The 23818-nt window shown below is 71.0% G+C and carries 27 protein-coding genes; 16 read left to right on the top strand and 11 right to left on the bottom strand.

Features of this window, described 5'->3' with window-relative positions:
* Position 1 precedes the first annotated feature (1 nt).
* Positions 2-415: an SsgA family sporulation/cell division regulator gene (locus ACZ7N4_RS05620; RefSeq protein ID WP_471354099.1), complete on the bottom strand. Its 414-nt coding sequence runs from the start codon at positions 413-415 to the stop codon at positions 2-4.
* Between the two features lie 234 nt (positions 416-649).
* Here ACZ7N4_RS05620 and ACZ7N4_RS05615 point away from each other — a divergent pair, with 234 nt between their 5' ends.
* Entirely contained in the window at positions 650-2224 is a 1575-nt protein-coding gene (locus ACZ7N4_RS05615) for an RDD family protein (protein WP_471354097.1), read from the top strand.
* 65 nt (positions 2225-2289) lie between these two features.
* Complete coding sequence (locus tag ACZ7N4_RS05610; RefSeq protein WP_471354095.1) at positions 2290-2955, top strand: RDD family protein; 666 nt, start codon at positions 2290-2292, stop codon at positions 2953-2955.
* A gap of 30 nt (positions 2956-2985) precedes the next feature.
* Here the strand turns inward: ACZ7N4_RS05610 and ACZ7N4_RS05605 are convergent, their stop codons facing one another.
* A complete protein-coding gene (locus tag ACZ7N4_RS05605) occupies positions 2986-3222 on the bottom strand; it encodes a hypothetical protein (RefSeq protein ID WP_471354093.1) in 237 nt (78 codons plus the stop codon).
* 367 nt (positions 3223-3589) lie between these two features.
* Here ACZ7N4_RS05605 and ACZ7N4_RS05600 point away from each other — a divergent pair, with 367 nt between their 5' ends.
* Positions 3590-5947 carry an immune inhibitor A domain-containing protein gene (locus ACZ7N4_RS05600; protein WP_471354091.1) on the top strand — a complete coding sequence of 786 codons (2358 nt, stop codon included), beginning with the start codon at positions 3590-3592 and terminating at the stop codon, positions 5945-5947.
* Between the two features lie 121 nt (positions 5948-6068).
* A complete protein-coding gene (locus ACZ7N4_RS05595) occupies positions 6069-6389 on the top strand; it encodes a hypothetical protein (RefSeq protein ID WP_467929784.1) in 321 nt (106 codons plus the stop codon).
* 4 nt (positions 6390-6393) lie between these two features.
* Here ACZ7N4_RS05595 and ACZ7N4_RS05590 read toward each other — a convergent pair whose 3' ends face one another.
* On the bottom strand, positions 6394-6987 hold the full coding sequence (locus tag ACZ7N4_RS05590; protein ID WP_471354088.1) for a nicotinamidase: 594 nt from the start codon (positions 6985-6987) through the stop codon (positions 6394-6396).
* A 95-nt stretch (positions 6988-7082) separates the two neighbouring features.
* Positions 7083-8429 (bottom strand): nicotinate phosphoribosyltransferase, encoded by a 1347-nt coding sequence (locus ACZ7N4_RS05585; protein WP_471354086.1) that lies wholly within the window; start codon positions 8427-8429, stop codon positions 7083-7085.
* Between the two features lie 65 nt (positions 8430-8494).
* Between ACZ7N4_RS05585 and clpS the strand changes: the two genes are divergently transcribed.
* The 8 genes from clpS to ACZ7N4_RS05545 all read left to right on the top strand — a co-directional run bounded on the left by clpS (position 8495) and on the right by ACZ7N4_RS05545 (position 13817).
* The gene (gene clpS / locus ACZ7N4_RS05580) at positions 8495-8803 is read left to right on the top strand and encodes an ATP-dependent Clp protease adapter ClpS (protein ID WP_189294522.1); all 309 of its coding nucleotides are present in this window, start codon (positions 8495-8497) and stop codon (positions 8801-8803) included.
* A gap of 10 nt (positions 8804-8813) precedes the next feature.
* A complete protein-coding gene (locus ACZ7N4_RS05575) occupies positions 8814-9419 on the top strand; it encodes a DUF2017 domain-containing protein (RefSeq protein ID WP_471354084.1) in 606 nt (201 codons plus the stop codon).
* Positions 9420-9749: 330 nt separating this feature from the next.
* Positions 9750-11183, top strand: a complete 1434-nt coding sequence (locus ACZ7N4_RS05570) for an amino acid permease (protein ID WP_471354082.1) — start codon at positions 9750-9752, stop codon at positions 11181-11183.
* A 170-nt stretch (positions 11184-11353) separates the two neighbouring features.
* Positions 11354-11776 (top strand): M67 family metallopeptidase, encoded by a 423-nt coding sequence (locus ACZ7N4_RS05565; RefSeq protein ID WP_471354080.1) that lies wholly within the window; start codon positions 11354-11356, stop codon positions 11774-11776.
* A 77-nt stretch (positions 11777-11853) separates the two neighbouring features.
* Positions 11854-11949: a putative leader peptide gene (locus ACZ7N4_RS05560; protein WP_467929793.1), complete on the top strand. Its 96-nt coding sequence runs from the start codon at positions 11854-11856 to the stop codon at positions 11947-11949.
* A gap of 84 nt (positions 11950-12033) precedes the next feature.
* Positions 12034-12312: a MoaD/ThiS family protein gene (locus tag ACZ7N4_RS05555; RefSeq protein WP_471354077.1), complete on the top strand. Its 279-nt coding sequence runs from the start codon at positions 12034-12036 to the stop codon at positions 12310-12312.
* Positions 12313-12329: 17 nt separating this feature from the next.
* Entirely contained in the window at positions 12330-13280 is a 951-nt protein-coding gene (locus tag ACZ7N4_RS05550) for a PLP-dependent cysteine synthase family protein (protein WP_471354075.1), read from the top strand.
* Positions 13281-13352: 72 nt separating this feature from the next.
* The gene (locus tag ACZ7N4_RS05545; protein ID WP_471354074.1) at positions 13353-13817 is read left to right on the top strand and encodes a hypothetical protein; all 465 of its coding nucleotides are present in this window, start codon (positions 13353-13355) and stop codon (positions 13815-13817) included.
* A 13-nt stretch (positions 13818-13830) separates the two neighbouring features.
* Here ACZ7N4_RS05545 and ACZ7N4_RS05540 read toward each other — a convergent pair whose 3' ends face one another.
* The gene (locus ACZ7N4_RS05540; protein WP_471354072.1) at positions 13831-14289 is read right to left on the bottom strand and encodes a type II toxin-antitoxin system PemK/MazF family toxin; all 459 of its coding nucleotides are present in this window, start codon (positions 14287-14289) and stop codon (positions 13831-13833) included.
* A 238-nt stretch (positions 14290-14527) separates the two neighbouring features.
* Here ACZ7N4_RS05540 and ACZ7N4_RS05535 point away from each other — a divergent pair, with 238 nt between their 5' ends.
* Complete coding sequence (locus tag ACZ7N4_RS05535) at positions 14528-15280, top strand: MBL fold metallo-hydrolase (protein ID WP_471354069.1); 753 nt, start codon at positions 14528-14530, stop codon at positions 15278-15280.
* A gap of 85 nt (positions 15281-15365) precedes the next feature.
* Here ACZ7N4_RS05535 and ACZ7N4_RS05530 read toward each other — a convergent pair whose 3' ends face one another.
* Entirely contained in the window at positions 15366-16631 is a 1266-nt protein-coding gene (locus ACZ7N4_RS05530) for a PTS transporter subunit EIIC (protein WP_471354068.1), read from the bottom strand.
* A 193-nt stretch (positions 16632-16824) separates the two neighbouring features.
* Positions 16825-18111 (bottom strand): PTS transporter subunit EIIC, encoded by a 1287-nt coding sequence (locus ACZ7N4_RS05525; protein WP_471354066.1) that lies wholly within the window; start codon positions 18109-18111, stop codon positions 16825-16827.
* A 149-nt stretch (positions 18112-18260) separates the two neighbouring features.
* Here ACZ7N4_RS05525 and ACZ7N4_RS05520 point away from each other — a divergent pair, with 149 nt between their 5' ends.
* The 3 genes from ACZ7N4_RS05520 to ACZ7N4_RS05510 all read left to right on the top strand — a co-directional run bounded on the left by ACZ7N4_RS05520 (position 18261) and on the right by ACZ7N4_RS05510 (position 19822).
* A complete protein-coding gene (locus tag ACZ7N4_RS05520; protein ID WP_471354064.1) occupies positions 18261-18494 on the top strand; it encodes a PTS sugar transporter subunit IIB in 234 nt (77 codons plus the stop codon).
* Between the two features lie 78 nt (positions 18495-18572).
* Positions 18573-19307, top strand: coding sequence for a ribonuclease PH (gene rph, locus ACZ7N4_RS05515; RefSeq protein WP_471354061.1), 735 nt, complete (start codon positions 18573-18575; stop codon positions 19305-19307).
* A gap of 113 nt (positions 19308-19420) precedes the next feature.
* A complete protein-coding gene (locus tag ACZ7N4_RS05510; RefSeq protein WP_471354059.1) occupies positions 19421-19822 on the top strand; it encodes a prefoldin domain-containing protein in 402 nt (133 codons plus the stop codon).
* Between the two features lie 84 nt (positions 19823-19906).
* Here ACZ7N4_RS05510 and ACZ7N4_RS05505 read toward each other — a convergent pair whose 3' ends face one another.
* The 4 genes from ACZ7N4_RS05505 to ACZ7N4_RS05490 are packed head-to-tail and all read right to left on the bottom strand — an operon-like array spanning position 19907 to position 23168.
* Positions 19907-20554 (bottom strand): DUF1707 SHOCT-like domain-containing protein, encoded by a 648-nt coding sequence (locus ACZ7N4_RS05505; protein WP_471354056.1) that lies wholly within the window; start codon positions 20552-20554, stop codon positions 19907-19909.
* Between the two features lie 9 nt (positions 20555-20563).
* Positions 20564-21544, bottom strand: a complete 981-nt coding sequence (locus ACZ7N4_RS05500; protein WP_471354054.1) for an ABC transporter ATP-binding protein — start codon at positions 21542-21544, stop codon at positions 20564-20566.
* 3 nt (positions 21545-21547) lie between these two features.
* Complete coding sequence (locus tag ACZ7N4_RS05495) at positions 21548-22375, bottom strand: ABC transporter permease (protein ID WP_471354051.1); 828 nt, start codon at positions 22373-22375, stop codon at positions 21548-21550.
* A complete protein-coding gene (locus tag ACZ7N4_RS05490; RefSeq protein ID WP_471354049.1) occupies positions 22368-23168 on the bottom strand; it encodes an ABC transporter permease in 801 nt (266 codons plus the stop codon). The genes ACZ7N4_RS05495 and ACZ7N4_RS05490 overlap by 8 nt, the downstream gene beginning before the upstream one ends.
* Positions 23169-23818 lie beyond the last annotated feature (650 nt).

The raw sequence follows: 23818 nt of genomic DNA, 5'->3' as shown, positions 1-23818 counted from the left end.
TTCACCGGGCGAGCAGCTGGTCGAGCGCGTCGTCGATGCCGAGCCGCCCGCCCTCCTCGCCCGGCGGCACCGCCCGCAGCGTCCGCTCCAGCCAGGCGGAGACCTGCGGGGCGGGCGCCTCCAGCAGCGCGTCGCCGTCCGGTGAACTCAGCGCCATCAGGACGACACGGCGCCCGTCCGCCTTCGTCGGCCACACCCGCACGTCCCCGTGCCCGCACGGCCGGAACACCCCCTCCACCAGCAGGTCGCGGGCGAACGTCCAGTGGACGGGGTGTTCGGAGTTGATGTGGAAGGCGACGTGGACGGCGTACGGGTCGTCGGAGCGGTAACCGAGCCGGGCCGGGACCGGGACGCTCCGCTCCGGCGACAGGATGAGCCGCAGCTCCAGCTCGCGCTCCACCACGGTGTGATGCATGACCGGCGTTTCCTCTCTGGTCGGGGCCGCTCGGACCGGGCCCTTACCGGGGGAGAGGGGGCGGGGGCCGGGTCATTACGCGGGTCCGGGGAAACTTTTCCGCGGACGGGGGAGATGCCGGTACGGCGTTGCCCGGAAAGGGGTGGGTACGACGGGACTGGCGCTGCGGGCTGCCCCGGTCTGATAGATGTGGAGGCCCCCATCCCACCCCCGAGCAGATACGGGACGACGGACATGAGCGCCCCAACCCCGGCCCCAGGTGACGACCGGCCCCGCGAGGGCTACTACCCGGACCCGTCCATCCCCGGTTACGTCCGGTACTGGAACGGCGCCTCCTGGGTGCCCGGCACCAGCCGCCCGGCGCCGAAGGACGGCGAACCGCTCACCCCGCCCCCCGGCGTCCGCCCCGCCCCCGCCGCCGTCGAGGAAACGGGCCCCCACTTCTTCGACGAGGATCCACCCGGCCTGGAGCAGCAGGCCGGCGCGGACCGGCAGGGCGGCGCGAACCCGCAGGGTGCCGCCGGGCAGGCCGCCGGTCAGTGGAACCAGGCGGGGCCGGCCGCGCAGGCCGGTCCGGCGGACCAGTGGGCGCAGTCGGGGGCGGCGGGCCATGCGGCGCAGGGCGGTCCGGCGGCGCAGGGCGCGCAGTGGACCCGGCCGGGCCGGCCGGGTCAGCCGGGCCAACCCGGCGTTCCCGGTCAGCCCGGCGACCCCGTGCGCCCCGGCGGGTCCGCACCCCCCGCTCAGTCCCGGCAGGGTGCCGGTGGCCGGGGTGTCGATCCTCGGGTGCCGGTGGAGGCGCCGGGGGCGGCCGACGGGCAGGTCACCGGCCGTAGCGACGGCACCGCGGCGGTTCACCCGGCGGAGGACGGGGCCCCGGACCCCGGCACGTTCGTCTTCCGGCGCCCGATCCCCGGCCCGGCGGCTGCCGCCCGTACCGACGACGGCACGATGACCATCCGCCCGGTACCGTCCGGCACGGAGAGCGGCGGCCCGGCCGGCTTCGGCCCGCAGGGACCCGTCGGCGCGCCCGCGAACTCCGGCTTCGCCGCCGGGAAGGCCGCCGCCGCCCGTGCCGCCGCCGCGCCGACGCCCGCGTCACCCCCGGCACCGCACCCCTCCCCGGCCGCCCCCGCGACCGCGGCTCCTTCCGTGCCGCAGCAGGCCGCCGCTCCCGCCACCCCCCTGACCAGCGGCCCCGGCGGCGGGCAGGCGTCCTGGGCGCAGCAGGTGCACCAGCTGGCCGGCGGCGGTGACGAGCAGCCCGTCGCGCCGTGGAAGCCGCCGGTGGAGGACCTCTTCCAGGCCGCCGCCCGCCGGCAGGCCGCCGCCCGCCCCGCCGGACCCGGCAGGCGGCTGGCGGCGCGGCTGATCGACCTGCTGGCCATCGGTGCGATCACGGCCGTCGCGGCGGTCCCGCTCGGCATCCGGGCCGTGGACCACGTCCAGGAGAAGATCGACGCGGCCCGGGTCTCCGGCCACGAGGTCACGGTCTGGCTGCTCGACGGCACGACCGGCACCAGCCTCGGCATCGTCCTCGCCGTCCTGCTCGTGGCCGGTGTCCTGTACGAGGTGCTGCCCACCGTCAGGTGGGGCCGCACCCTCGGCAAGAAGCTGTGCGGTCTTCAGGTGCGGGACATCGAGGCGCACGAGCCCCCGACGTTCGGCCCGGCGCTGCGCCGCTGGCTGGTGTTCAGCGTGCCGGGACTGCTGGTCGTCGGGATCGTGGGCGTGCTGTGGTGCCTGTTCGACCGGCCCTGGCGCCAGTGCTGGCACGACAAGGCGGCCCACACCTTCGTCGCGGGCTGATCCGGGGTACTCCGTCCGGCCGTCTGCCGGATGCGCAGCCGTGAGGTTCGGGTTCCACTCGGGCCATGAGCAGCGCACCGCCCCCCGGCTCCGGAGAGCAGCCCCCGGAGGACGACCCCTTCAGGAAGCGGCCCCCGTCGGACCAGGGGCCGGGCTCGCCGTACGACGCCCCGTACGGCGGTGACCAGCCGCCTCCCCACGGTGGCACCCAGCCGCCCCCCTACGGCGGCAACCCGTACGGCGGTGACCCGTACGGCGGCTATCCCGCCGACCCGCTGGCCGGCATGCCCCCGCTCGCGGACAGCGGCAAGCGGACGCTCGCGCGCATCATCGACATGATCCTGGTCGGCATCGTCGTCGGGCTGGTCACGTGGGCGCTCGGCATGAGTTACTACACGGTCGACGACGACCGCCTGGAGGTCGGCAGGAACCTCGCCCGGGCCTTTGTCACGGCCGTGCTCTACGTCGCGTACGACACCGTCCTGACCAGCAGGTCGGGGCAGACCCTCGGCAAGAAGTGGCTCGGCTTGCGCGTGGCCAACCTGGAGAACGGCGCCACCCCCTCCGTGCAGGCCTCGCTGAGCCGTGCGCTGGTGCTGTGGGTGCCGTTCGCCTTCTGCTGCGCCTGCGTCTGGACGGCCATCTCGGGCGGATGGAGTTTCTTCGACAAGCCGTACAAGCAGGGCCTGCACGACAAGTCGGCCAAGACGGTGGTGGTCAGCACCGGTTGAAAGACGGCGTGCAGGACTCTCCCTGCCGTGTCAGAGGGTGGTGGGGACCCGCTCCTCGTCCGTCGCGGGCTCGGCGGGCGCCGGAGCCGTGCGCGTCCCGGGGGAGGGGACCGTCAGGGCGACCAGCAGGCCCAGCGCGAGGGCCGCGAGGGCGATGACGGCGATTCCGGGGCCCGAACTCGTCTGGGACAGCAGCAGCATGGCGAGCGTCGAGAAGATCACGGTGCAGGAACCGTAGGCGAGCTGTGCGGCGGTCGGACGAGGCATGGCAATCGTGTCCTCGGCAGTGTTCGGACGATGGGGGCGTGCCGTTCGACTCTCTTGGCCTGCATGCCCGAGCCGGACGCCGGGTAAGCATGACCTAACCCACAGTACCGGTGCACAGGGGGCGCACAGAGGCATCCCCCGGTCAAACGAGCTTGGCCCCGATGCCCGTTGCCTGGTCGACACGTGTCCGTAAAGCGAACGTCTCCTCCGCATAGTGCACTTGTCCTGCTCAAGTCAAGGTCTGTCTTTTCCGCTAAACCTCTAGTCAAATGTCGTCACTTGACTACACGCGTTGATCGTGCGCGCACGGCTCCCTCCATGACCCGGAACCCCCTGTCCGTGCGCGCGACGCGGGGGAGGAACTCAAGTGACCAGCAGATCCTGGACGTTCAGAGCGGCCGCCATCGGCGTGACGCTCGCGGCGGCCTCCGCCACGTTCGCCACCTTCGCCGTCGCCGAAGCGAGCACCCAGGCCCGGACCGCTGCCGCCAACCGGCACGACCCGGCCCCGGTGAAGCAGCAGAAGCACAACCTGGACGGCCCGCTGAGCAAGACCCAGGAGGCCCAGCGCGAAGAGGCCCTGAAGCAGCTCATATCGGGCAAGGCCACCGCTCAGGAGCGCAACGGCTCCAAGGTCGTCAAGCTCAAGAGCCGCAAGGGCCAGAGCAAGTACGTAGAGCTGAGCCGCGAGAAGACCGACAAGATCTTCACCATCCTGGTGGAGTTCGGGAACCAGACCGACCCCAAGTTCGGTGGCACCCCCGGTCCGCTGCACAACACGATCGCCAAGCCGGACCGCAAGAAGGACAACTCCACGGCCTGGCAGAAGGACTACGACAAGAAGCACTACCAGGACCTCTACTTCGGCACCGGCAAGAAGACCGAGTCGCTGAAGAAGTACTACGAGAAGCAGTCCTCGGGCCGCTACTCCGTCTCCGGTGAGGTCACCGACTGGGTCAAGGTCCCGTACAACGAGGCCCGTTACGGCAACAACGCCTGCGGCTCGACGAACTGCCCGAGCGTGTGGAACGTCGTCACCGACGGCCTGAACGCCTGGGTCGCCCAGCAGAAGAAGGCCGGCCGGTCCGACGCCGACATCAAGAAGGACCTCGCCAAGTACGACCAGTGGGACCGGTACGACTACGACGGCGACGGCAACTTCAACGAGCCGGACGGCTACGTCGACCACTTCCAGATCGTGCACGCCGGTGAGGACGAGTCCGCCGGCGGCGGCGCGCAGGGCACGGACGCGATCTGGGCCCACCGCTGGTACGCCTTCGGCACCGACGCCGGCGCCACCGGCCCCGACAACAACAAGCTCGGCGGCACGCAGGTCGGCAACACGGGCGTCTGGGTCGGCGACTACACCATCCAGCCGGAGAACGGCGGCCTCGGCGTCTACGCCCACGAGTACGGCCACGACCTCGGCCTGCCGGACGAGTACGACACCGCCGGCGGCGACAACTCCACCGGCTTCTGGACGCTGATGAGCTCCGGCTCCTGGCTGGGCACCGGCAAGGAGTCCATCGGCGACCTGCCGGGCGACATGAACGCCTGGGACAAGCTCCAGCTCGGCTGGCTGAACTACGACACCGCCAAGGCCGGCAAGCAGTCCACGCACAAGCTGGGCCCCGCCGAGTACAACACCTGGGACAAGCAGGCCCTCGTGGTGAACCTGCCGGACAAGGCGGTCACCACCACCATCACCGAGCCGGCGCAGGGCTCGACCCAGTGGTGGAGCGGCAGCGGCAACGACCTGAAGAACACGCTGACCCGTTCCGTGGACCTGACCGGCAGGACGTCGGCGAAGCTGGACCTGGACGGCTGGTGGGCCACCGAGGCCGGCTACGACTACGTCTACACCGAGGTCTCGACCGACGGCGGCGCCAACTGGACCGCCCTGGACGGCACGGCGGACGGCCAGGCCCTGCCGAAGGACGCCAGCGGCAAGCCGGCGCTGACCGGCTTCTCCCAGACCCACAAGAAGCTGTCGTTCCCGCTCGACGCCTACGCGGGCAAGAAGATCGACCTGCGCTTCCGCTACGCCACCGACGGCGGTGTCGCGGAGAACGGCTTCACGGCCGACGAGATCACCGTGACCGCCGACGGCACCCCGCTGTTCTCGGACGACGCCGAGAGCGCGGACGCCGGTTGGACCGCGGCCGGGTTCTCCCGCATCGGCGCGTCCTTCACCAAGGACTACCAGCAGTACTACATCGCCGAGAACCGCCAGTACGTGTCGTACGACAAGACGCTGAAGACCGGCCCGTACAACTTCGGCTTCGCGTCGCGTCCGGACTGGGTGGAGCACTACCCGTACCAGAACGGCCTGCTGATCTGGAAGTGGGACACCTCCCAGGCGGACAACAACACCAACAGCGCCAACGGCCACCCGGGCACCGGTCTGATCCTGCCGGTCGACTCGCACGCCAAGGCGCTGAAGTGGGCCGACGGCACGCTGCTGCGCAACCGCGTCCAGGCCTACGACTCGCCGTTCAGCCTGTACCCCACGGACGGCATCACGCTGCACAAGGCGGACGTCGCGCTGAAGATCAAGGGCTCGAAGGGTGTTCGGGTCTTCAACGACCACACCGGCACCTACTACGACCCGTCGAACCCGACCGGCGGCGTGAAGGTCACTGACACCAACACCAAGATCACGATCGTCAAGGAGGCCAAGGACGGCTCCACGATCCAGCTCAAGGTCGGCCCCGCGGTCAAGTAGTCACTGAAACCGCAGGTCACAAGCGTATCGGCGGCAGCCCCTTGGCGGGCTGCCGCCGGTCGTGTTTAGGTGCGTCCTGTGGACCGCTTATTGACACCGACCGGAACGGGGATGTGACCGCATGGCCGCAGGAGGCTTCTGCAAACTGCCGAACGGCACGGTGGTCGTCGCACTGAACCTGCCGTACGACCCCGCCGGGGTACGGGTGCTCGTGCACGCCCAGAACCGCGCCCGCGCCCTGACCAGGCTGCGCAACCTGGGCCTGCGGGCGATCTACCTCCGGGGCAATGCGGCGCCCCCGACACCGGACGAGATCACGGCGGTCCTGCACCACCCCGACGGGCTGATATGGCGCACGGCCCCCGCGGACAACGGTGTCATCGTGAACGAGCTGTGGCACCCGATCCGCGCGCTGCTGCGCAGATCGGCCGTGGTCCCGTAGGGTCCTAGCCGCTCACCACGGGCTTGCCCGTCAGCTCCACGCCCGCCTCGCGCAGCTCCTCCAGGGCCCGCTCGGTCGTCTCCGGGGCCACGCCCGCCGTGAGGTCCAGGAGGACCTGCGTGCGGAAGCCCTCGCTCGCGGCGTCCAGCGCGGTGGCCCGGACGCAGTGGTCCGTGGCGATGCCCACCACGTCGACCTCGGTGATCTCGCGGGCGCGGAGCCAGTCGGCGAGGAGGACGCCGTTCTCGTCGGCGCCCTCGAAGCCGCTGTAGGCGGCCGAGTAGGCACCCTTGTCGAACACGGCGTCCACCGCGCCGGAGGCGACCGCGGGGGCGAAGTTCGGGTGGAATCCCACGCCCTCCGTGCCCGCGACGCAGTGCGCGGGCCAGGAGCGGACGTAGTCGGGGTTGTCCGCGAAGTGGCCGCCGGGCGCGATGTGGTGGTCGCGGGTGGCCACCACATGCCGGTAGCCGGTGCCCGCCGCCTGGCCGATCAGCTCGGTGATGGCGGCGGCCACGTCGCCGCCGCCGGCCACCGCGAGGCTGCCCCCCTCGCAGAAGTCGTTCTGCACGTCTACGACGATCAAGGCGCGGCGCATGGTGGGTGTCCTTCGACTGAGAGTGAAGTAACTGAGCCTAGAGACTTCCGGGCCCGTGCGGGAGGGGGCGGGCGAGGGCGGACGGCGGTCCCGCTCTAGCTACCCGAGCGCCCGGTGACGTACTCCGTCGGAATGACGGGTTCCCCCCTGGACAGCTGGGTGGCGGACAGCGGCAGGTTCGCGCGTGCCGCGATGTGCCGGTCCCGGGTCACGTCCAGCGGCTCGCGGGCGACCACCTCACCGCCCTTGACCAGCTGCACCAGCAGCTGCCGGTCGGCCAGCTCGGCCGGGACCGGCCCGGTGCCGACGACCTCGGCCTCCGCGACCCCGTCGGCGTCCAGCCGGCGCGCCGCCCACTTGCGCCCGCCGATGGACGTCTTGCCGCCGCTGGACTTCTTCGCGACGGGCAGCAGCGCGGCCCTCGGGTCGGCGGACTCGGCGCGGGCGACGAGCTTGTAGACCATGGAGGAGGTCGGGTGCCCGGAGCCGGTCACCAGCTGGGTGCCGACGCCGTACGCGTCCACGGGCGCGGCGGCCAGCGAGGCGATGGCGTACTCGTCCAGGTCGGAGGTCACGACGATCTTCGTGTCGGTCGCGCCCAGCTCGTCCAGCTGCTGCCGCACCCGGTGCGCCACCAGCAGCAGGTCGCCGGAGTCGATGCGGACGGCGCCCAGCTCGGGGCCGGCCACCTCCACCGCCGTACGGACGGCCTCGGTGACGTCGTAGGTGTCCACCAGGAGCGTGGTGCCCCGGCCGAGGGTCTCGACCTGGGCCCGGAAGGCGTCCCGCTCGCGGTCGTGGAGGAGGGTGAAGGCGTGCGCGGAGGTGCCGACGGTCGGGATGCCGTAGCGGAACCCCGCCGCGAGGTCGGAGGTGGTGGCGAAGCCGCCGACGTAGGCGGCGCGGGCGGCGGCCACGGCGGCGAGTTCGTGGGTACGGCGGGCGCCCATCTCGATCAGGGGGCGGTCGCCGGCCGCGGAGGCCATCCGGGAGGCGGCCGCGGCGATCGCGGAGTCGTGGTTGAGGATGGAGAGGATCACCGTCTCCAGCAGGACGCACTCGGCGAAGGTGCCCTCGACGCGCATGATCGGCGAGCCGGGGAAGTAGACCTCGCCCTCCGGGTAGCCCCAGATGTCCCCGCCGAAGCGGTAGTCGGCGAGCCACTCCAGGGTCTGCTCGTCGACGATGTCCCGCTCCCGCAGGAAGCCGAGGACGCCGTTGTCGAAGCGGAAGTTCTCCACCGCGTCCAGGACACGGCCGGTGCCGGCCACCACGCCGTAGCGGCGTCCGTTCGGCAGCCGTCGCGTGAAGACCTCGAACACGCTCCGCCGTTCGGCCGTACCGGCCTTCAGGGCGGCGCGCAGCATGGTCAGCTCGTACTGGTCCGTGAAGAGCGCTGTCGAGGGAACGTCCACCGGCAGCCCAAGGTCCGCTGTGTTCATGACCAGGGATCGTACTCCCTTTTCGTCGGTGTGACGATTTATGGGTGCCATGGCAGCATGGCTGTGTGACGTCACCCGCGCCCGTAGAGATCGAACGCACCGAGTCGGCGGAGGAGGTCTTCGCCGTACCCGAGCCCGACGTCCCCTGGGTCACGATCGTGCACAACGACCCGGTCAACCTCATGAGCTACGTGACGTACGTCTTCCAGACGTACTTCGGCTACTCCAAGGACAAGGCCACCAAGCTCATGCTCGACGTCCACCACAAGGGCCGGGCGGTCGTCTCCAGCGGGAGCCGCGAGGAGATGGAGCGCGACGTGCAGGCGATGCACGGATACGGTCTGTGGGCCACCCTCCAGCAGGACCGGAAGTAAACGCACCCCGATGCCCGGACACTTCGAACCGCTCCCCGGCGGCGGCGCGGCCGTCGCGCTCGACGACGTCGAGATCTCCATCATCCGGTCGCTGGCCGTCCAGTTGCTGGAGCTGATCGGCCCCGGCCCGGGCGCCGACGCCCCGGACGACCCGCTCGCCGAGCTGTTCGCCGAGGGCCCCAGCGAGCCGCCCGCCGACCCGGTCCTGCGCCGGCTCTTCCCGGACGCCTACAGCGACCCGGAGCACTCCCCGGCTTCCCCGGACGAGGCCGAGGAGCGGCGGGCGCACTCCGCCGAGTTCCGCCGCTACACCGAGAACGACCTGCGGGCCGGCAAGCGGGACAACGCGCTCGGCGTGATCCGCTCGCTGGACGCGCTCGCCCCCGTGGACGAGGGCGGGGCGGTGCTCAAGCTGTCCCCGGCGGAGTCCCGGCAGTGGCTCGGCGCCCTCAACGACCTCCGGCTGGCGATCGGCGCCCGGCTGGACATCACCGACGAGGACGACACCGACCTGCTCTTCCGGCTCCCGGAGGAGGACCCGCGCAAGCCGATGGTGCTGGCCTATCTGTGGCTGGGCGGGCTCCAGGAGACCCTGGTGTCGACCCTTATGCCCTAGGGAATCCGAATTGCCCACCATTGGGGCGTTCGCTCAGAGGACGCTCAAATCCGGATAACGATCCCGTCACCTTTGTGGCCGGTTTTGACGCATTTGGGCGCTCTTTGTCCACTTTTACCTGTGGGATGCGCCACACCCCGCCTCTGTGATCAGTATTGCGGCCGTGATAAATCTTCACGACCGCCCGACCGACACCACCCATGTTCGGCCGGGTGCGCCACCGAGCCGACGACCGTCGGCCAGGCAGACAGCTCCATCATCCGGGGGGATCGAGACCCGATCCGAGGCCGACGACAGGCCCGGGTCGGCATGGAGAAAGGCGCACCACACATGACCTCAGCGCAGGTCGATCAGCACCGCGACGGCAACGAGGCCGCGCGTGCGGAGGACGGCGAGGGCGAGGGCTACCAGCGCGGGCTCGGGGCCCGGCAGATCCAGATGATCGCCATCGGCGGTGCCATCGGCACCGGCCTCTTCCTCGGCGCGGGCAAGGGTATCTCCAAGGCGGGACCGAGCCTGATCCTGGCGTACGCCATCGCGGGCCTCGTCATCTTCTTCATCATGCGGGCCCTCGGCGAGCTGCTGATGTACCGCCCGGTGTCGGGCTCCTTCTCGGAGTACGCGCGCGAGTTCATCGGCCCGTTCGCCGGTTTCGTGACCGGATGGACGTACTGGCTGTTCTGGGTGGTCACGGGCATCACCGAGGTCACGGCCGCGGCCGCCTACATGACGTACTGGTGGGACATCCCGCAGTGGGTGTCGGCCCTGGTCTTCACGATCGTCCTGTACGGCGCCAACCTGATCTCCGTGAAGCTCTTCGGCGAGCTGGAGTTCTGGTTCTCCATGGTCAAGGTCACCGCCATCATCGGCATGATCCTGATCTGCGCCGGCATCCTCACCATCGGCTTCTCCGACGCCGGTGACACCGCCTCCGTCAGCCACCTGTGGAGCGACGGCGGCTTCTTCCCGCACGGTGTCGGCAACACGCTGATGACCCTCCAGATGGTCATGTTCGCCTTCCTCGCCGTCGAGCTGGTCGGTGTGACCGCGGGCGAGTCCAAGGACCCCAAGACCGTGCTGCCCAAGGCGATCAACACCGTGCCGTGGCGCATCGCCGTCTTCTACGTCGGCGCGCTGATCATGATCCTGTCGGTCGTGCCGTGGACGAACTTCAGCGCGGGCAACAGTCCCTTCGTGGTCGCTTTCGAGAAGATGGGCCTCCCCGCCGGCGCCGGCATCGTGAACTTCGTCGTGCTCACCGCGGCGCTGTCCTCCTGCAACTCCGGCATGTACTCCACCGGCCGCATGCTGCGCGACCTCGCGCTCAACAGCCAGGGCCCGAAGTTCTTCACCAAGCTGACCCGCAGCGGCACCCCGCTCGTCGGCACGACGTTCTCCGCCGCGCTGATGCTGGTCGGCGTCTGGATCAACTACCAGTGGCCGGGCAAGGCGTTCGACTACGTGGTGTCCTTCGCGACCATCTCCGGCATGTGGGCCTGGATCGTCATCCTGTTCTGCCAGATCCGCTACCGCGCCAAGTCCGACCGCGGCGAGCTGCCCCGCTCGGAGTTCCGTGCCCCGGGCGCGCCGTGGACCAGCTGGTTCGCGCTCGCCTTCATCGGCATGGTGATCGTGATGATGGGCATCGACAAGGACGCCCGGGTCTCCCTGTACTGTGCCCCGCTGTGGGCGCTGATCCTCGGTGTCGCCTACCTGGTGCTCAAGCGCCGCAACCCGGAGGCCGCGGCCTTCCGCAAGCGCTGACCCAGACCCTCCGGACTCCCCGTCCGGACCCCCGGACCCTCCGGATAGGACGTCCGGCCGCCGGGAGCTCTCGTGGCGCCCCCGGCGGCCGCCGCTCAGGACGTCCAGCATGCGGGCCGTCCCGTACCATCCCTCGGTACGGGACGGCCCCTCTGCTTATCCTGACCCCCATGCTGACCATCACCCAGGCCCTGTACGACCGGATCGTCGCCCACGCGCGCAAGGACCACCCCGACGAGGCGTGCGGCGTGGTGGCGGGCCCGGCGGGCGCGGACCGCCCCGAGCGCTTCATCCCCATGCTGAACGCGGCGATGTCGCCCACCTTCTACGAGTTCGACTCGGGCGACCTGCTGAAGCTCTACCGCGAGCTGGACGACCGCGACGAGGACCCGGTGGTCGTCTACCACTCGCACACCGCCACCGAGGCCTACCCCTCGCGCACCGACATCTCCTACGCCAACGAGCCCGGTGCCCACTACGTGCTGGTCTCCACCGCCGACACCGACGGCCTCGGCGAGTTCCAGTTCCGCTCCTTCCGGATCGTGGACGGCCAGGTCACCGAGGAGGAGGTCAGGGTCGTCGAGGCGTACTGACCGTGATGCGGGCGGCGATCATCCACGATGCGAGATCACACTCCGGGATCCGGACCGGGAATCGATACGATGAGCCCATGGTTCTGAACGACGTGAGCGACAAGGTGCCGAGCGTGCTGCTCGTGGCCCGGCTGCACGTCGACCTGTGCAGGCTGAACAGCGCCATCTGTTGACGTTCCCTGCCGCCGTACGGCCGTGGGCCGCGGCGCGCCGCCGTGTGCTCAGACCCGAACCCTTTCCGACAGGAGCCCGCAATCATGGCCATCGAGGTCCGCATCCCGACCATCCTCCGCCCGTACACCGACGGCCAGAAGGCGGTGGAGGGCAACGGGGACACCCTCGCCGAGCTGTTCGCCGACCTCGAGACCCGGCACGCGGGCATCCAGGCCCGCATCGTGGACGGCGACCAGCTGCGCCGCTTCGTCAACGTCTACCTCAACGACGAGGACGTCCGCTTCCTGGACGGCATCGGCACCAAGCTGTCCGACGGCGACAACGTGACGATCCTGCCGGCCGTCGCCGGCGGCATGCGCTGATCGGCCGCTGAGCAGCGATGCGCTACGACTCCCCGCTGGCCGCGGTGGGCAACACCCCCCTGGTGCGCCTGCCGCGGCTGTCGCCGTCCCTGGACGTCCGTATCTGGGCCAAGCTGGAGGACCGCAACCCCACCGGCTCCGTCAAGGACCGCCCCGCCCTGCACATGATCGAGCAGGCGGAGAAGGACGGCCGGCTCACCCCGGGCTGCACCATCCTGGAGCCCACCTCCGGCAACACCGGCATCTCCCTCGCCATGGCGGCCAGGCTCAAGGGCTACCGCATGGTGTGCGTGATGCCGGAGAACACCTCGCAGGAGCGCCGGGACCTGCTCGGCATGTGGGGCGCCGAGATCATCCCCTCGCCGGCCGCCGGCGGCTCCAACACCGCCGTGCGCATGGCCAAGGAACTGGCCGCCGAGCACCCCGACTGGGTGATGCTCTACCAGTACGGCAACCCGGACAACGCGGGCGCCCACTACGCCACCACCGGCCCGGAGATCCTCGCCGACCTGCCCTCGATCACCCACTTCGTGGCCGGCCTCGGCACCACCGGCACCCTCATGGGCGTCGGCCGCTACCTGCGCGAGCACAAGCCGGACGTGCGGATCGTCGCCGCCGAGCCGCGCTACGACGACCTGGTCTACGGCCTGCGCAACCTCGACGAGGGCTTCGTCCCCGAGCTGTACGACGCCTCCGTCCTCACCAACCGCTTCTCGGTCGGCTCGGCCGACGCGGTCACCCGCACCCGCGAACTCCTCCAGCAGGAGGGCATCTTCGCGGGCGTCTCCACCGGCGCCGCCCTGCACGCGGCGATCGGCGTCGGCAGGAAGGCCGTCACGGCGGGCGAGAACGCCGACATCGTCTTCGTCGTGGCCGACGGCGGCTGGAAGTACCTCTCCACCGGCGTCTACACCGCGGCCACCACGGAGGAGGCCATCGAGACGCTCCAGGGCCAGCTCTGGGCGTAGGCCCCGCGAGGGATCCGCGCACGCCGGTGGTACGTCACACCCGTACCAGCACCCCGGCAGAAAGGCGGAACCATGCGCCGTACGACGCCCCTCGCCCTCGCGGCGGCAGCGCTGCTCCTCGCGGGCTGCGGCTCCCGGCAGGACACCGGGAGCGGCGGCAAGGTGTCGGTCCCGCCGCGCGGCGGGACCACCCCGTCGCCCGGCCGCTCCGCCGGCGACTGCACCGCTCACGTGGAGCTGACGGCCGCCGCGCACGGCCGTACCGTCTGCGTGACCAAGGGCGGCGAGGTCCGGCTGACACTGGACGGCACCACGGCCCGGCCCTGGAAGCCGGTCACCGCGAGCGGCACGGGACTGGAGGCCGTCAACGCGGGCTTCGTCCTGCGGCCGGGTGACGCCACCGCCGCCTACCGGGCGGTGGCCGCCGGCACCGTGAGGCTCACCTCGTCCCGCCCCCTGTGCGCCCAGCCCACCGCACCGGGCCGGGTCTCCTGCAAGGGCATCGAGGAGTGGACGGTCACCGTCCGGGTGAGCTAGGGGGTCTGCGACCCTAGCCCGCGAGGTGCCTCACCTGGTCCCACAGGACCGGGTCGACCACGCCGACCCGGCGGCGGAAACCGCTCACCGGCACCTCGCGCAGCTCGTCGGTCTCCAGGAAGCTGGGCCGGCCCTGGGCGTCGCCGACCGCGCCCGGCGGCAGCGGGATCACGCCGCAGCGCTCGTCGTGGTACTTGCTGGTGATCTTGGCGACCGTGGCCCGGTTCCCGCGTACGGCCAGCACCAGGCAGGGCCGGTCCTTCACCCCGGGCCGGTCCTCGTAGGGGACGTCCGCCCACCAGATGTCCCCGGGGGACGGCCGTACGGCGTGGCTCGTCCGCGGGCCCGGACGGCCCGGGGGCCGCAGGCGTCGCCCACCGGGCCGGCGCCCGCGGCCCCAGCCGTCGACCAGCGTGGCGACCAGCGCGAGCAGTACCACCGCGGCGAGGGCCAGCCACCAGGACGTGTCCATACGACGACGTTACCGGCGTGCGTCGTACATCGCGCGCCCTCCGCCGATCCTTGTGCGCCCCATGTCCAGCCGAACCGGTGACAGCACAGGTGAGTTCGCCCACAACGGCCCCTGGCGGAGGAGCGACCCGTGCTTTCGCGCCTTACGCTCGACGCACCGCACGACCCCCGACAGCCCTCCTTCCCGAGTGGTTCCTCGTCCCGACCATCGCTTTCCCGCCAACGGAGGTTTCTGCTTCATGAAGCTCACCGTCGTCGGCTGCTCGGGGTCGTTCCCGTCCGCGGAATCGGCCTGTTCGAGCTACCTCCTCGAGGCCGACGGCTTCCGGCTGCTCCTCGACATGGGCAACGGCGCCCTCGGCGAGCTGCAGCGCCACTGCGGTCTCTACGACCTCGACGCGATCTTCCTCAGCCATCTGCACGCCGATCACTGCATCGACATGTGCGCGTACTTCGTGGCGCGCTACTACCGCCACGACGGCGGCCGGTGCGACCCCGTCCCGGTCTACGGACCCGAGGGCACCGAACACCGCCTGACCACGGCCTACGCGGACACCCCCTCCGCCTCCTCCATGAGCGAGGTCTTCGACTTCCACACGGTCAAGCCGTCCACCTTCGAGATCGGCCCCTTCACCGTGCACACCGAGCGGGTCCGCCACCCCGTGGAGGCCTACGGCATCCGGATCGAGCACGGCGGGAAGTCCCTGACGTACTCCGGCGACACGGGCGTCAGCGAGGCGCTGGACGCGCTGGCCCGGGACACCGACCTGTTCCTGTGCGAGGCGGCGTTCACGCACGGCAAGGAGACCATCCCCGACCTGCACCTCACCGGGCGCGAGGCGGGGGAGACGGCCGCGCGCGCGGGCGCCCGGCGGCTGGTCCTCACCCACATCCCGCCGTGGACCGACGCCCAAATCAACCTGCGGGACGCGCGCGAGGTGTTCGACGGGCCGGTGGAGCTGGCCGCGCCGCGGGTGACGTACGCGATCTGACGCGGGGCACGCGCACGAGGGCCCCGGAACCTCGTCGGTTCCGGGGCCCTCGTCGCCGTCTGCGGCTCGGCCCTGTTACTTGGCCTTACTTGGCTTCCGCCTTCTGCAGTTCCGCCAGTTCCTCGTCGGACTCGCGGCCCGGGGTCGGCAGGTTGAACCTGGTGATCGCGAAGCGGAAGACCACGTAGTAGACCGCCGCGAAGCACAGGCCGACCAGGACCAGGCCCCACGGATTGCTCGCGATGCCCAGGTTCAGACCGAAGTCGACCGCGCCCGCCGAGAAGCCGAAGCCGTCCTTCATGCCCAGCGACCAGGTCAGCGCCATCGAGACACCGGTGAGGACGGCGTGGATCGCGTACAGGACCGGCGCGATGAACATGAAGGTGAACTCGATGGGCTCGGTGACACCGGTGACGAAGGACGTCAGCGCCAGCGAGAACATCATGCCGCCGACGACCTTGCGGCGCTCGGGCCGGGCGCAGTGCACGATCGCCAGGCACGCGGCCGGCAGGGCGAACATCATGATCGGGAAGAAGCCGGTCATGAACTGGCCCGCGTGCGGGTCGCCGGCCAGGAAGCGCGCGATGTCACCGCTCTTGCCGTGGTACTCGCCCGCCTGGAACCACGGGAACGAGTTGAGCAGGTGGTGCATGCCGATCGGGATCAGCGCACGGTTGGCGACACCGAAGATGCCCGCGCCGACCGCGCCGGACTTCACCAGCCACTCGCCGAAGTTGTGCAGACCCGTGCCGAGGACCGGCCAGATGTAGCCGAAGACGATGCCGAGGACCAGGCCGGCGAAGGCCGACAGGATCGGGACGAGCCGGCGGCCGCCGAAGAAGCCCGCCCAGTCGGGCAGCTTGGTGCGGTAGAAGCGCTGGTACAGAAGGGCCACGACGATGCCCATCACGACACCGCCGAGGACCTTCGCGTCCACCGGGGCGTTCTGCATGACGATCTTGCCGTCGACGACGGCCGCGACCTTCGGCAGGTTCTTGTCGGTGAAGGTGCCGAGCACGTTCTTGAAGACCAGGTACCCGACGACCGCGGCGAGGGCCGTGGAGCCGTCCGACTTCTTCGCGAAGCCGATCGCGATGCCCACCGCGAACAGCAGCGCCATGTTGTCGAGGATGGCGTTGCCGCCGGCCGCCATGAACGACGCTATCTTCGTCAGGAAGGTCGGGAAGGACGGGCGACCCAGCATGTCGGTGTTGCCCAGGCGCACCAGGAGGGCGGCGGCGGGCAGCACCGCGACCGGCAGCATCAGGCTGCGGCCGATGCGCTGGAGCACAGCCATCGCCCCGGCGCCCTTCTTCTTCTCGGCCGCGGGAGCGGCGCTGGCCGTGGTCACAAGTTCCTCCATCGGGCAAGGCGCCGCCCGGAACCAAGGAAGGGACGGCAGCGTCTCTGGTCTACACCAGCAGTGGTGTAGACCTGTTGTAGCACGATGAAGGCGGCATAAGGAACCCGCGAATCCGCTACCACGGCACTACGCGCTGTGCGCCCCGCCACGCCGGGCCGGACGCCGTCGGACCTCGCCGATCTCAGACCTTGGTGACGTCCTCCACCTCGTCCACCGGCTCGCGCCCCGGTGTCCTCAGGTCGAACCTCGTGATGGCGAAGCGGAAGACGGCGTAGTACACGGCCGCGAAGCACAGCCCGATCGGGATGATCAGCCAGGGCCTGGTCGCCAGGCGCCAGTTGATGACGTAGTCGATCAGGCCCGCGGAGAAGCTGAAGCCGTCGTGCGAGCCGAGCGCCCAGGTCACCGCCATCGAGGCACCCGTGAGCAGCGCGTGCACCGCGTACAGCGCGGGCGCGATGAACATGAAGGAGTATTCGAGCGGCTCGGTGATGCCGGTGACGAACGACGTCAGCGCGACCGACAGCATCAGCCCGCCGACCTCCTTGCGGCGCTCCGGCCGGGCGCAGTGCGTGATGGCCAGCGCGGCGGCGGGCAGCGCGAACATCATGATCGGGAAGAAGCCCGAGGTGAACTGGCCGGCGTCCGGGTCGCCCTGCAGGAACATGTTGATGTCGCCGTGCACCACCGTGCCGTCCGGCTTGGTACAGCTGCCGAACTGGAACCAGACGGGCACGTTCAGGAACTGGTGCAGGCCGACGACGAGCAGCGCGCGGTTGGCCACCCCGAAGACGCCCGCGCCCCAGGGGCCCGCGTCCCTGAGCCACCCGCCGAAGCTCTCCAGCGCGGCGCCGACCGGCGGCCAGACGAACAGGCACACCACCGCGAACAGGATCGCGACGAAGGCCATGATGATCGGCACCAGCCGGCGCCCGTTGAAGAAGCCCAGCCAGTCGACCAGTCTCGTGCGGTGGTAGCGGGCCCAGAAGAAGGCGGCCAGCAGGCCCATGACGATGCCGCCGAAGACGCCCGGGTTCTGGTAGGTGAACGCGGACACCGCGCCGCTCGCCGCCTGGCAGCCCGTGAGGACCGCCTTCGCGCCCGCCGGGCACTCCCGCGGGAACTGGCGCAGGACGCCGTAGTAGACGAGGAAGCCCGTCACCGCCGCGAGCGCCGTCGACCCGTCGGCCTTCTTCGCCATGCCGATCGCGACGCCCACGCAGAACAGCATCGGCAGCCCCAGCTGTCCGTCGAGCAGCGTGCCGCCGGCCCCGCTCATCACCTTCGAGACGTTCGTCCAGCCCAGGCCGTCCGCGCCGAACACGTCGGGCTGTCCCAGCCGGTTCAGGATGCCCGCGGCCGGCAGGACGGCGATGGGCAGCTGGAGGCTGCGGCCCATCTTCTGCATGCCCTGGAACACGCTGTTCCAGCGGGCCCTCGCCGGACGTGCCGCGCTCTTGGCACTCATGGGTTTGGCGACCTTCCCCACGGTGGTGTAGACCAGTCGACGGACGGTTCCGCTGTCGTGATCATCCGGCACGGACGGCATGACCGCTCGCGAAGATGGGCCAACTGTGGGTTACTGCGACAAAGCGGTTCGGAGCAGGGAGAAGGAACATGGCCAGCAAGGCTGAGAAGATCGTCGCCGGCCTCGGCGGCATCGACAACATCGAGGAGATCGAGGGCTGCATCACCCGGCTGCGCACCGAGGTGTCCGACCCCGACCTGATCGACGAGACCGCCCTGAAGGCCGCCGGCGCCCACGGCGTCGTCAGGATGGGCACCGCCGTCCAGGTCGTCATCGGCACCGACGCCGACCCGATCGCCGCGGAGATCGAAGACATGATGTGAGCCGGCCGGCTCACCGGAACAGGGGCTCTTCCCGACGCGGGAGGAGCCCCTTCCGTATGGACGGCTAGGCTCGTCCGCATGTCTCGCATCGACGGCCGTACTCCCGAACAGCTCCGCCCGGTCACCATCGAACGGGGATGGAGCAAGCACGCCGAGGGCTCCGTCCTCGTCTCCTTCGGCGACACCAAGGTCTTCTGCACCGCCTCCGTCACCGAGGGCGTCCCGCGCTGGCGCAAGGGCAGCGGCGAAGGCTGGGTCACCGCGGAGTACGCCATGCTGCCCCGCGCCACCAACACCCGCGGCGACCGCGAGTCCGTCAAGGGCAGGATCGGCGGCCGCACCCACGAGATCTCCCGGCTCATCGGCCGCTCCCTGCGCGCCGTCATCGACTACAAGGCGCTCGGCGAGAACACCATCGTCCTCGACTGCGACGTCCTCCAGGCCGACGGCGGCACCCGCACCGCGGCCATCACCGGCGCCTACGTCGCCCTCGCCGACGCCGTCGCCTGGGCCCAGGGCAAGAAGCTGATCAAGGCCGGCCGCCGGCCGCTGACCGGAACCGTGAGCGCGGTCTCGGTCGGCATCGTCGGCGGCGTCCCGCTGCTCGACCTCTGCTACGAGGAGGACGTGCGCGCCGAGACCGACATGAACGTCGTCTGCACCGGCGACGGCCGCTTCGTCGAGGTCCAGGGCACCGCCGAGGCCGCCCCCTTCGCCCGCGACGAGCTGAACGCCCTGCTCGACCTCGCCGTGGCCGGCTGCACCGACCTGGCCGCGCTCCAGCAGGCGGCACTGGCCGACACGCGCGCGTAAAGAAAGCTTCAAGGCCCGGGCAACCCGCCGGGTCCTTCCGGCGTCCCTCTGGATACGGGCGTACGGCTCACCGCCGTGCGCCCGGCCAGCCGTACCAGGGGAGGGAACCGACCATGGCCGCCAGCCGACGCCGAGGCAGGCTCACCGCCGTCGCCGCCGCCGTAGCGACCGCCGCACTCGCCGCCGGCCTCATCACCGGCTGCGACGCCGTCGGCAAGGCGCTGGACTGCGTGCAGACCGCCGACGCCATCGCCGACAACGTCACCGACCTCCAGCAGGCCGTGGAGAACGCCGCCAACGACCCCTCCCAGGCCGACGCCTCGCTCGACTCCATCGACAAGAGCCTGCGGAAGATCGGCGACAAGACCGACGACGCCGACGTCAACAAAGCCGTGGACGACCTCGACAAGGCCGTCGCCAACGTCCGGACGGCCATCAGGAACGGCGACGAGACGCCCGACGTGAGCCCGGTGACGGACGCGGCGGGGGAGCTGACGAAGGTGTGCACGTCGTAGCCGTGCACGTCGCAGGTGTGCCGTCGTAGAAACGCACGGCAGGGACGCCCGTCGGCGGCGCACCCCTCGGACACGCGGGGGCGGCTAGGCCGTTCCGCGCCGCCTCAGCCCGCGTTTCGCCCGGGGCGGCTTTCGCTCCACACCCACTCCGCCCCAGAACGCGAAACCGGTGAGGACCACGCGGGGGGCACCCGGCTCCGGCGGGCCGTCCTCCCGCGGGTGCTCGAAGGCGCCCATCACGCCGATGCCGCGGACGACGACCTCGACACCCGGCGGAACGGTCACCTGCACCCCGCCCATGACCGCCACGCAGCGGATCTCCACCTCACGGTCGGCGAAGTCCGCCTCCCGCAGGTCGAGTTCACCGCCACCCATGAACGTGAAGCAGGAGAACCGCTTCGGCACCGTCCAGCGGCCCTTGCGCTCAAAACCGGACAGGACGGCCACCGCGCCCGTCGAGGACCACCCGCCCCCGGTGACACGGTCCGCCCAACCACCGCTCACCGCGGGCTCCTTCGCGAAGGAGACACGCGGGCCCGCACCCGCCGCCGGCAGATCACGGGTCAGCGGAGCCAGCTCCCCGTACGTCCGCGCCCGGTACGCCGACTCCAGCCGCTCCTCGAACTCCCCCATGTCGAGCCGCCCCTCGGCCAGGGCGTCCCGCAGGACCTCGGCGACCCGGTCCCGGTCGGCGTCGGACGCCCGGAGGTCCGGGACTGCGTCGTCGCTCATGGCAGCAGCCTACGAGACCGCCCTCTCGGCGTACATCCTGGCGATGACGGCCTCGATGTCCGGCTCCCGCACCGACAGGTCCACCAGCGGATACCGGGCCGCCAGATGCGCGACGAGCGGCGCCGCCGACTGCCCCGCCGGGAACGCCAGCCACTGCCGCGGCCCCTCCACCCGCACCACCCGCGCCGACGGCACCTCCACCGGCGGCAGCTCCCGCTCCAGGTCCACCACCAGCGTCCGCTCGCTCTCCCCGGCCTCGTGCAACCCCGCGAGCGGCCCGTCGTACACCAGCCGCCCGTGGTCGATCACCATCACCCGGGAACACAACTGCTCGATGTCCTGCAGGTCGTGCGTGGTCAGCAGCACCGTCGTACCCCGCTCGGCGTTCACCTCCCTGAGGAACTCCCGCACCCTCGCCTTCGACACCACGTCCAGACCGATCGTCGGCTCGTCCAGGTACAGCACGTCCGGATCGTGCAGCAGCGCCGCCGCGATGTCCCCGCGCATCCGCTGCCCCAGCGACAGCTGCCGCACCGGCACGTCCAACAGCGCCCCCAGGTCCAGCAGTTCCACCAGCCGGTCCAGGTTCTCCCGGTAACGGGCGTCCGGGATGCGGTACATGCGGTGCGCCAGCCGGTAGGAGTCGATCAGCGGCAGGTCCCACCACAACGTGGTCCGCTGGCCGAACACCACCCCGATCCGGTGCGCGAGCCGCGACCGCTCCCGCGCCGGATCGATGCCCGCCACCCGCAGCCGCCCGGCGCTCGGCGTCAGGATCCCGGTCAGCATCTTGATCGTGGTCGACTTCCCGGCGCCGTTCGGCCCGATGTACCCGACCATCTCCCCGCGCGCCACCGTGAACGACAGCGCGTCCACCGCCCGCACCGCACGCCGCTCCCGCTTCAGGAACCCCGACTTGCGGCGCACCTCGAAGACCTTCTCGACCTTCTCCAGGGCGATGAACCCATCCCCCGCGACGGCGTCGGCCACGTCTCAGCTCCCCGTGCTGCGGTACGAACGAAGTCCCGCCCGCCAGGCCAGCCCCGCGAGCGCACAACAGACCACGGCCACCAGCGGCGGCGTGAACGCCGTCCACTCCGGCAGCCCCAACGGATACGGCCGCCCCAGCACATAACTCGCGGGCAGCCAGTTGACGAAGGCCAGCGGCAGCACGAACGTCACCCCGCGCACCAGCTCCTTCGCGAACACCGTCGGCGGATACTGCAGCAGCGTCGTACCGCCGTACGTGAACGCGTTCTGCACCTCGGCGGCGTCCTGCGCCAGGAACTGGAACGCCGCGCCCGCCACGAACACCGCACAGAAGATCCCGCAGCCGCTCACCACCATCACCGGCATCAGCAGCAGCCGGTCCGCCGTCCAGCCGATGTCCACCCGGGTCAGCGCCCAGCCCAGGACCAGCCCGCCCTGCGTCACCCGCCCCAGCCTGCGCAGCGCGAACCGGTCGGCCGCCATCTGCGCCAGCACCGGCGCCGGCCGCACCAGCAGCGTGTCCAGCGTGCCGTCCCGGACCCGCCGCCCCAGCCGGTCCATCGACCCGATCACCAGGTCCGCGAGCCCGAAGGACGTCGCCGACAGCCCGTACAGGAACGCCACCTCCGGCAGCGGCCAGCCGCCCAGCGCGTCCACCCGGGAGAACATCAGCATGATCGCGACGAAGTCCAGGAAGGTGGCCGTGAAGTTCCCGAACGTGGTCATGGCGAACGACGCGCGGTACGCCATCGTCGACCGCATCCACATCCCCGCGACCAGCCGGTACGCCCGCACCCCCTCGGCCAGCCGCTCCACCCGCCCCTCAGCCACCCTGCACCACCACCCGGCGCGTCGCCGCCGACTGCACCAGCCGCCCGGCACCCAGCAGCACCACCGCCCACGCGGCCTGGAAGAGATAGGTGGACAGCGGATCCGCCTCCCCCAGCAGGATGTCCGCCGGCGCCTGCAGCAGCGACGACCACGGCAACGCCCGCACGACCTCGCCCAGCGCGCCCGGGAACACGTTCAACGGCAGCAGCATCCCCGAGCAGAAGGACCCCAGCAGCCACGCCATCTGCGCCACCCCCGTACCGTCCAGCAGCCAGAACGCGCTCAGCGCGACCAGGTAGCGGATGCCGAAGCCGACCAGCATGGCGAGGACGACCGCGATCAGGAAGGCCACCCACGTGCCGGCGTCGGCCGGCAGGTACGCCGGGAAGAAGAGCGCGCCGAACAGGAACGGTACGACCCCCCGCCCCAGCAGCTGGAACAACGCCCGGCCGACGTCCGCCGCCAGCCACCACGCCTGCAGATCGACGGGCCGGTACAGGTCGATCGCCACGTCCCCCGTACGAATGCGCTCCATCAACTCGTCCTCGACGCCGCCGCCCCCGATCGCGAGGGACGACAGGAAAGCCTGCCCCAGCCAGACATAGGTGACGGCCTGCCCCTGGTCGTACCCCCCGAGGTGGGGCTTCTCGTCCCACAGCGCGCGGTACGTGTAGACGAGAATGAGACCGAAGACGGTGTTCGTGAACACCCCTGCCGCAGTGGCCGCCCGATAGGTCGCGTACCGTCGGAACCCCCCTGCCGCGACGGCCGCGTACAACCGTCCAGCGCCCACGCCAGTCGACCTCCTCGGACTGCTCGACACCGAAGCGCAGGAGCCTAGTCCGGAGGCCCGGCGGCCGGCCACGCGTTTTCTGCCGGAAGCGTGCCGGAATCCGGGAACGGAACGCCAGGTGCGAGAGTCTTCAAGCAGGGGGAGCGCAGAAGCGTACGAGGCGTACGGGAACGTACGACGCTGAAAACAGGAGTCCGTGCACGACATGAGCGACGAGCCGCAGCCGCAGCAGCCGAACGACGGCGTGGCACCGAAGAGGCCGCTGCCGGCTGAGGGGCCCGGGACCCCGGGGGGCCGCAAGCCGCACATCCCGACACCAGACCCCGCCGACCCCCCTGCCCAGGGGGCCGCGCCCGACAGGCCCGCCGGCCCCGCCGGGCGCCCCGGAGACAGCGGGAAGCCGCGGAGCGCCGACGGGCCCGAGCGCGCCCCGGGCACCGGGCCCGCGGCCGGGGGCACCCGGGCGAGCGCCCCGGGGAAGCCCGACCGCGGCACGGACCGGGCAGGTTCGGCCCCTCGGTCCGACGCCGGCCGGGCCGCTTCGGCGTCCCGGGACGGCTCCGGCGCGGCCGACTCCGGGGTCCCGGACCGGACGGCCTCCATGGCGCGGGCCCGCCAGGCGGCCCACGGCGCCCGGACGGAGCAGTCGG

The sequence above is a fragment of the Streptomyces sp. NPDC107654 genome (assembly GCF_055639035.1).
Note: the sequence above shows the minus strand (reverse complement) of the source record. Positions and strands in the feature narration are given on the sequence as shown.